8 protein-coding genes are annotated in these 8,503 nt (G+C 36.4%); 3 read left to right on the plus strand and 5 right to left on the minus strand.

Translation table 11 applies throughout. The annotated features are described in order from the left end of the window. The first annotated feature begins 535 nt into the window (after positions 1 to 535). Together GHT08_RS19555 and GHT08_RS19560 are read left to right on the plus strand one after the other, a co-directional pair. The gene (locus GHT08_RS19555) at positions 536 to 1,582 is read left to right on the plus strand and encodes an ATP-grasp domain-containing protein (protein ID WP_163583076.1); all 1,047 of its coding nucleotides are present in this window, start codon (positions 536 to 538) and stop codon (positions 1,580 to 1,582) included. Positions 1,583 to 1,711: 129 nt separating this feature from the next. Continuing rightward, a complete protein-coding gene (locus GHT08_RS19560; RefSeq protein WP_163583077.1) occupies positions 1,712 to 2,806 on the plus strand; it encodes a M20 family metallopeptidase in 1,095 nt (364 codons plus the stop codon). 119 nt (positions 2,807 to 2,925) lie between these two features. On the opposite strand, the gene GHT08_RS19565 is transcribed toward GHT08_RS19560, so the two are convergent. From GHT08_RS19565 to GHT08_RS19585, 5 genes are all read right to left on the minus strand, one after another. Then, entirely contained in the window at positions 2,926 to 3,801 is an 876-nt protein-coding gene (locus GHT08_RS19565; protein ID WP_163583078.1) for an STAS domain-containing protein, read from the minus strand. A 236-nt stretch (positions 3,802 to 4,037) separates the two neighbouring features. Then, a complete protein-coding gene (locus GHT08_RS19570) occupies positions 4,038 to 4,865 on the minus strand; it encodes a manganese catalase (protein WP_163583079.1) in 828 nt (275 codons plus the stop codon). A gap of 199 nt (positions 4,866 to 5,064) precedes the next feature. Beyond that, complete coding sequence (locus GHT08_RS22285) at positions 5,065 to 5,952, minus strand: hypothetical protein (protein WP_238343618.1); 888 nt, start codon at positions 5,950 to 5,952, stop codon at positions 5,065 to 5,067. Between the two features lie 136 nt (positions 5,953 to 6,088). Next, positions 6,089 to 6,319: a stress-induced protein, KGG, repeat-containing protein gene (locus GHT08_RS19580; RefSeq protein ID WP_163583080.1), complete on the minus strand. Its 231-nt coding sequence runs from the start codon at positions 6,317 to 6,319 to the stop codon at positions 6,089 to 6,091. 196 nt (positions 6,320 to 6,515) lie between these two features. Further along, positions 6,516 to 6,671, minus strand: a complete 156-nt coding sequence (locus GHT08_RS19585) for a hypothetical protein (RefSeq protein WP_163583075.1) — start codon at positions 6,669 to 6,671, stop codon at positions 6,516 to 6,518. 299 nt (positions 6,672 to 6,970) lie between these two features. Here GHT08_RS19585 and GHT08_RS19590 point away from each other — a divergent pair, with 299 nt between their 5' ends. Beyond that, on the plus strand, positions 6,971 to 7,804 hold the full coding sequence (locus tag GHT08_RS19590) for a hypothetical protein (protein ID WP_163583081.1): 834 nt from the start codon (positions 6,971 to 6,973) through the stop codon (positions 7,802 to 7,804). The last annotated feature ends 699 nt before the right edge of the window (positions 7,805 to 8,503 follow it).

Here is an 8,503-nt window from a genome sequence, read left to right on the forward strand (position 1 = left end):
GACATTCCAGAAGAAAATGGTGGCGGTGCACCAGACATGAGTGGAATGGGTGGCGGAATGCCAGGCATGATGTAATGTGACATTAAGAATTGTTGATTTATCAGAACTTACAGAGTTTATAAATCACTGAAATTCTATAAACGTCATATATTTGTCACAATATAATCTAAATTAGATCCGAAAGGACGTTTTCGTATAAAGTTTTTACTTTTGCGGAAGCGTCCTTTTTTATATATAGAAAAAGAAGTAATCTATTTTGCAAGTAAAGAAAGTTTATAACCAAGTATGATAGGAAAAGGTTTATTCAAAACATATCACAAAGAAGAAAAGCAAGGGTAGAACAGGGATGAGTACTATTACAATTGAGTTGCATATTTATTACAGATATAGATTTAGAGTTTATCACAATAGAGAATCAGGGTATAGTTTTTACACCAAGCTATGTAATTAGTATTGGAGAAAACTAGGAAGAAGTGAATTATTGTAAGGAATAAAAAATTTAACAAAAATTAAATTTGTAAGGAGATGATGAAAGTTGAACATTTTAATAACTTCAAGTGCAAGAAGAATTGATTTTGTAACTTTTTTTAAGAATTCCTTAAAAGATTCTGGAATCGAAGGGAATGTTATTGTTGCCGATCCTGACGATAATGCCCCCTCTTTACAGGCTGGTGATAAAAGTTATATTACCCCTCATCAGACAGAAAAGAATTATATTGATTCTATTTTAAAAATTTGTAAAAAGGAAAACGTACATTGTATTGTCGCACTAAATGATTGGGAAGTACCTGCTTTATCTGAGCATAAGGGTAAATTTGATGAGATGGATATTTGCTTGTTTGTACCAGATTTAGCAATAGTAGAAAAGATGCGTGATAAAGCAAAATATAGAGAGTTACTAGCGCCTTTTGAAATAAATGCCCCCTATTCTTACTTAAAGGTGGAAGACGCATTGCGAGGGTTAGCTAGAGGAGAGGTAGATTATCCCTTAATCGTTAAGCCTCGTAATGGTTCTGCATCAATGGGAGTGGAATTTGCGTACAATTTGGAAGACTTAAAGCTTGCTTATGATAATGCAATTAGAGAGATATTAGATTCTCCCTTAAATGAGGATAGTGAAAAAAAACCTGAAGAAGATGTAGTTATTCAGGAGGTAATTGAAGGAGACAAGTTCAGTGTAGATATTTTTAATGATTTAGATGGAAACTTTGTAACTACATTAATTCGTAAGCAACTGTCTATGCGTGGAGGAGATATTGATCGTTGTATTACCGTGAATTCCCCAGATTTAATAGAAATCGGACGAAAAATTGGGCAAAACTTAAGACATGTCGGTTATATTAATGCAGATGTTTATTATAATGGAAAGGATTATTATGTGATTGACATTAACCCCCGTTTTGGAGGAGGTTATGCATTCTCCCATAGAGCAGGTGCTAATATACCTTTAGCCATTATTGCAATTGCATTAGGAGAAGAAATAAAAGAAGAGTGGTTAACACAAAAAGGTGATGTAGAATTGGCTCGCCATGATACGGTTGTCTCAATTGATAAAGAGAAAATTAAAACATCTCCAGTTTGATAACCTTACTAAACAGTTCTAAGAGGTTTTGTTTAGTGATTGATCGGGAAACAGTAAAGCAGAGGCTGTATTTTAACAGCCTCTTTATGATGAATACAAGTAACTAAATGTTTCTTCAGGAGGGATATAATGGAAGATCGGGTTGTTCTATTATTAAATGAGCTGATAAAAATTGACAGCTCTACCAAAAGCGGAGCAAACCAGGCAATTGAATTTTGTTCGAATTGGTTGAAACAACAAGGTCTCCAAGTGAAAGAATTTAATAACGAAGGCTACCAATCCTTAGTATGTGAAATTGGTGAAGGAGATCAAACGGTTGTGTTTAATGGGCATGTAGATGTAGTAGAAGGGGAAGATGAGCAATTTCATCCTCATATCATTAATGAAAAAATGTATGGTCGTGGTTCAGTTGATATGAAAGCGGGAGTAGCGGCTATGATCGAAACAATTGTGCAATTAAAGGATCAACAACTATCAACTAAAGTGATGCTACAGCTAGTTCCAGATGAAGAAACAGGTGGGCTATACGGAAGTAAGTATTTGGCTGAAGAAGGATATCGAGGGGAATTTGTTATATGTGGGGAGCCTACAAATCTTGGCGTTGCAGTTCAATCTAAGGGAGTGCTGCAGCTTAACTTTAAAATCCGTGGTGAACCAGCTCATGGCAGCAGGCCGTGGGATGGAGTAAATGCTATCTTAAAAGCTACTAACCTGTACGAAGACATTCTTAAACTACCATTTGCAGAAGAAACCTGTCCACCTCTATATGACAAGCCTTCTATCAACCTTGCTCAATTGAAAGGAGGGAAAGTATACAATAAAGTACCAGAAGTATGCGATATGGCCATAGATATACGTTATTTGCCTAATCAGTCGCCAGATGATATTTATCAGCAAATTAAGGAGATAACAGATGGCGAAGTCAATATCCATATTTGCAATGATCCGGTGAAAACCAAATCAGATAACCCTTATGTAGAAAATCTTTGTAAAGCAATCAAAAGGAACACTCAGTTAGAGAGAGTAAATATATTTGGTCAGCACGGGTCTTCTGATGGGCAATTTTTTACGAAGTATGGTTGTGCAGCAATTGAGTTTGGACCGGTAGGAGCTGATTGGCACGGAAGAAATGAAATGGTATATATTGATTCTTTAAAAGAGTATATTGAAATAATGAAGGATTTTATTCAAAAAAACGTACAGCATGAAGTGAATAGCCGTTAAGGATGAAGATTTTTTAGTAAATACAAATAAAGACCACTTTAGTAGGAGTGGTCTATTATTGCGGTTGTTAAAAAACATGTTAGATTATTATATATTCCATAACGATATGCTATTTTTAGTTAAGATGGGTGTTTGAGCGAGCGAATAATCTCTTCTACTGTGTTGGCAGCATTCTCATTTTTAGAATTAAGTTCACGATTTGTAAGCTCCAATGCTTTTCCAAATCCCTGTTTTAGTGAGCTTTTCGTTATAAATTTACTTAAGTCTATCCCTAGGTTAGAGATGGTTTGGGAGATTTCAGGGCGAATACCAACCAGAATACAGGTAGTCCCGATTAAACGGACTGCTTCTGCTGCCTTAACAATATAATGAGCTACCATGGTATCTATAGTAGGAACACCTGTAATATCCAACAGAACTACCTCTGAACGGTGCTCAGCAACCCCTGTTAACAGCTTTTGATTAATAAGTTGTCCTCTTTCTTCATCAATGGTTCCTATTAAGGGCATAATGGTTATTCCTTCTACCACTGGTATTAGTGGAGTGGACAACTCTTCAAGTACAATTTTTTGTCTGGAAACCATGTCCATCCAATGGGTAGAGTAGGTGTGAATTAGTTCATTCTTTATCGGATCAATCCAGCCGTTTAATTCTTCTATCATATCTATAAATGCATACTTGTTTACTTCATCCGTTTTTTCTATTAGTCGATGAAGACAGATCGTTCTTAGAATTTGAATGCCCTCCGTCAGATATGCAAGTGGCCATCCTAAATTAACAATTTTTTCACTAAATTGATTTAGTTCTTCTGTTATTTCTATTTCTTCAAGGTGTGTAAAAACAATTTTGGCAAATTGTTGACTGATCTCTTCTATGACATGGTCTGATATTTCAGCATTCCAAACAGAAATGTCTCTTTGTCTGAATTTAGTGTACCATTGTTTTACCATTTCATTTCGATCATTGAGTAGTATAACTTTGTATTCATTTTTCATATCATTCATCTCCTACAACTATATTTTACTATTTTATTGTAATTGTTCCAATTCATATATTCTTTTTAGCTATTTAGCTGAGGATTGAGGAAGTGGGATCTTTTTAAATTAAGTAGCTGAATGAGAACTCTTTTAATAAAGATTGCTCATTTATAGCATATCATATTAGCATTGTAGCATCCTGCCAATATCTTGACCAGGATGCTACAATGCTCTCTTTATAAATGGTTATATATCTAATCCTTTTTGTCTGGTGGTGTGCCGTGCATATAATAAGGGGATGGCTTTAATTGAGGTTTATCCCCATGTGCTTTAGGTTCTTTAACATAACCGAATTTTCCATTTCCATCGGGAGTTTTTCCAAAAGCCCATGTACCTTCTCTGCTTTCCTCTCCTTCTGAAAAGTTAAGTAAGTCGTAAGAAAATTCGCTAGCTTCCCATTCATCAGGTACTGTGCCAGGTACAGTCGTACCAAATTCTTCTTCCAATTCCTTTAAAGCTTGAATCCACTGATTTTGATGCATGGTATCACGTGCTAATAGGAAGGAAAGCATTTTTTTAACCCCATTATCATCTGTCATTTCATATAATCTAGCTACTTGCAGTCTTCCTTGGGATTCAGCATTTAAATTTGCTCTCATATCAGTGATTAAGTTTCCGCTGGCAATAATATATCCAGCATTCCATGGAACACCATTGCTGTTCTCGGGCATTGCACCAAGGCCAGATACAATTGCGTGATGAGGATTCATGCCTCCTAATATTGCTTCAATAACCGGATTTTCAGCTGCTTCTTCCTGTTCTTTAATAGGTGCACCCTCTAGCAACCGAGCGATCATGGTAGAGATCATCTCAACATGTCCCAATTCTTCTGTTCCAGTATCCATTATAAGATCTTTATATTTTTCTTCACCCCGTGCATTCCATCCTTGAAACAGGTATTGCATTGCAACAGATATTTCACCAAACTGACCTCCTAAAATTTCCTGAAGCTTTTTAGCAAAGAGAGGATCGGGGCGTTCCGGTTTTGCATGAAATTGCAGTTCTTTTTTGTGAAAAAACATAAAAAACCCGCCTTTCTGCTTTAGTTTTTAAAAAATACAGAAAACCTCCCCTTAAAAGAGAGGTTTCTGTTAATCCTTTATCCAGAGATATCTGAGTATTTTCTCTCATTAAAGTTCTATTGTTGCAATTTTAAATTTTTTATTATATTTTATTGATATAGGAGAATGTTTTATTAACATATTCTTTTACGGTCGTAATTTAGGAGTTTTTATTGTTGTTATTGTTTCCTCTAGAATTACGGCCGCCTTTTTGACCAATTTCTTCGAAGTGATCTTGTCCGTATTCACGACTCACCTTTTCGCCGCCTTTTTTGCCAATTTCTTCGAAGTGATCTTGTCCGTATTCACGACTCACCTTTTCGCCGCCTTTTTGACCAATTTCTTCGAAGTGATCTTGTCCGTATTCACGGCTTACCTTTTCGCCGCCTTTTTGACCAATTTCTTCGAAGTGATCTTGTCCGTATTCACGGCTTACCTTTTCGCCGCCTTTTTGACCAATTTCTTCGAAGTGATCTTGTCCGTATTCACGGCTTACCTTTTCGCCGCCTTTTTGACCAATTTCTTCGAAGTGATCTTGTCCGTATTCACGGCTTACCTTTTCGCCGCCTTTTTGACCAATTTCTTCGAAGTGATCTTGTCCGTATTCACGGCTTACCTTTTCGCCGCCTTTTTGACCAATTTCTTCGAAGTGATCTTGTCCGTATTCACGGCTTACCTTTTCGCCGCCTTTTTGACCAATTTCTTCGAAGTGATCTTGTCCGTATTCACGGCTTACCTTTTCGCCGCCTTTTTGACCAATTTCTTCGAAGTGATCTTGTCCGTATTCACGGCTTACCTTTTCGCCGCCTTTTTGACCAATTTCTTCGAAGTGATCTTGTCCGTATTCACGGCTTACCTTTTCGCCGCCTTTTTGACCAATTTCTTCGAAGTGATCTTGTCCGTATTCACGGCTTACCTTTTCGCCGCCCTTTTGGCCAATTTCTTCGAAGTGATCTTGTCCGTATTTTTGGCTAACTTTCTCGCCACCTTTACGTCCAGCTTCTTCTCTGCTCATGTTTCCGTTGTTGTTATTGTTGTTTCGTGCCATTTAAAAATACCTCCTTTAGAAATTTAAGCGTTAGTGATTTTTTCACTCCAGATAATTCTTCAAGCTCTTTGTTAAATGCTCAGTTTAGTTTTTTGCTCTAATCTACCAAACGATTAATCTTTACCAATTAGCTTAATTAGGAGTTATTATTGTTGTTATTGTTTCCTCCAGAATTACGGCCGCCTTTTTGACCAATCTCTTCAAAGTGCTCCTGTCCGTATTCACGACTCACCTTTTCGCCGCCCTTTTGGCCAATTTCTTCAAAGTGATCTTGTCCGTATTTTTGGCTAACTTTCTCGCCACCTTTACGTCCAGCTTCCTCTCTGCTCATGTTTCCATTGTTGTTGTTATTGTTGTTTTGTGCCATCATCCATACCTCCTAAAAAATTTAATATTTTTGTGAGTGGTATTACCCACATTACTTTCATACCTCAGAAATATATTAAATAAACTAATGTTCTAAATATTTTTAAATTTGTAATAAAATTGAAACACAAAACTTCCACCTCATAGAGTGCTATATAGGTAGTTGCAATGGCTATTGACAAGAAATGTGCTCGTAATTATGAGTTGTTTTTATTATTGTTCCCACCGGAATTACGGCCGCCTTTTTCGCCGATTTCTTCAAAGTGCTCTTGTCCATATTTCTGTTTCACTTTTTCGCCACCTTTACGTCCAGCTTCTTCTCTGCTCATGTTTCCATTGTTGTTTCGTACCATTCTTGTAATTACCTCCTTTAAAAATGTATTGATTTTAGTGAAATTGAGTTATATAACTCGTATTACTGTCATACCTCGATAATTTATAGTTAAACTTTAGATTTGAATTTTTAGATTTTGTAATAATATTGAAATGTTAGAAATTGGCTGTATTATGTTTTGAAGAATTTGAAGTCTAGCTAAATAAACTAAACCTTTAGTTGATGTAATAATAAATGGCTTATTAATGTGGCAAAATGATCTTGGCGTATAATTTAGGAGGTCTATTGGACATGATAAGGGAGAAGGGAGTCTGACAAATGCCTAACTATGTCCCTTATATGATTCTGACTATGATAAGCATTGCAATATTGACTGCAATAATTGTGCATAAACGTCAATTTGGTGTTATTGTGCTATTTCTATGTTTTTCGGGAATGGTGTATATAGCAGAACTTTTTGTCATGATCATCGGAAATAGCTACAATTATTTTCCTGAAGTACTCTCCGTACCATATTACGATAACGTACTAGGCGCAATTGTTTCAAACTTATTTGTCATTCCTATCTTGGGTGTTGTAGCAGCGATGTATAAGCTTCGATTTCGTTGGATCGTACTCTTTTCAGTAATGCTGGTAGTTATAGAATGGTTATTTGAATGGTTTGATATTTATCAGACAAACTGGTGGAGGAAAGAATATACGTTTATCTGCACATTGTTTTTCTTTTTATTATCTAAATTCTGGTTACGAGCTCTACAATTAGGTGCTAAATGGTCACGTTTTCTATCATTGTGGATGCAGGGATGGAGTGGTGTTGCTACCGTGATGTTCATCATGTCTGTCGCTACCATTCGTCATTATGAATTTGGTTTTTTTGAAAATGTTTATCGTGATGACATTTTAGTATCAGCAGTAATGGGGATTTTGAAAAGTTTAATATTTGTTACAGCGATTATACTCTTCCAAAAGTTTCGCTGGCGATTACTTGCACCTATTTTGGTTTTTGGAGTTGACTTGCCATTGTATTACGTAGGTATACTCATGATTGAAATTCCCTTTTGGATATATACTATCGTTTATCTGGTTCTGGCAGCTCTTTTACTTGGGTGGAACCAGTATGCCTATTCTTTTATTTGCAAAATTGCAAGATAATATCCCCATGATGGATCGATTGGAGATCAGTCGTGCATAGTAAATATATTTTAAACGCAAGAGGCAGCAAAGCATTTACTTTCTTATAAGGAAAGCATAAACATTGGTAGCACAACTTTTATAAGCAAGTATGATAGGAAAAGGTGATTCAACACGCATATTTTAAGAAGCAAGAATAGCTATACATATGGAGTTGCCATTTTGAAAGCTAGCTAGTGCAGTCAACCGCTACGGCTTACCGTTTCGCTTTCCAAGAGCATGCTAACGCTAAAGGAGTCGAAACGGTCGCCTTCGCTATCCTTTTTCTACAACGAATAATAGAAAAAGGATATTGGGTTTTATAGTCCTTATTAGTAATTTGCTATACCATACCTTGTATTTTCACAGGGATAACTACTCAAACTGCCTGATCTGACAAATGTTGTAGCACATGGCGAAGGACGCCCACTTCCACTCCTGTGGGAATCGTTTGACCTGAAAATCCACTTTTTCAAGCGATTTTGGTTCGAAAAAGTTAGCTGATGGACAAACCCCACGAAAAGGGAAGTGGACAGCCGGAGTGGCGGTTAAGTGATTGATATATTTCAAAAACAATCGCAGATCCAGGGATAAGGACTGAGAGAATTTTGCTCATTTTTTAACTGCCTTCCTACAATAATTCAAGCTTGAGTGCATTGTTTTTGAATACTAGCAATCGCT

It is taken from the genome of Gracilibacillus saliphilus, from assembly GCF_010994085.1.
Classification (GTDB): domain Bacteria; phylum Bacillota; class Bacilli; order Bacillales; family Amphibacillaceae; genus Gracilibacillus; species Gracilibacillus lacisalsi.

Coding starts and splice junctions, on each gene's coding strand:
- GHT08_RS19560 (WP_163583077.1), top strand. CDS start 1,712: ATGGAAGATCGGGTTGTTCTATTATTAAATGAGCTGATAAAAATTGAC.
- GHT08_RS19565 (WP_163583078.1), bottom strand. CDS start 3,801: ATGAAAAATGAATACAAAGTTATACTACTCAATGATCGAAATGAAATG.
- GHT08_RS19570 (WP_163583079.1), bottom strand. CDS start 4,865: ATGTTTTTTCACAAAAAAGAACTGCAATTTCATGCAAAACCGGAACGC.
- GHT08_RS22285 (WP_238343618.1), bottom strand. CDS start 5,952: ATGGCACGAAACAACAATAACAACAACGGAAACATGAGCAGAGAAGAA.
- GHT08_RS19580 (WP_163583080.1), bottom strand. CDS start 6,319: ATGGCACAAAACAACAATAACAACAACAATGGAAACATGAGCAGAGAG.
- GHT08_RS19585 (WP_163583075.1), bottom strand. CDS start 6,671: ATGGTACGAAACAACAATGGAAACATGAGCAGAGAAGAAGCTGGACGT.
- GHT08_RS19590 (WP_163583081.1), top strand. CDS start 6,971: ATGCCTAACTATGTCCCTTATATGATTCTGACTATGATAAGCATTGCA.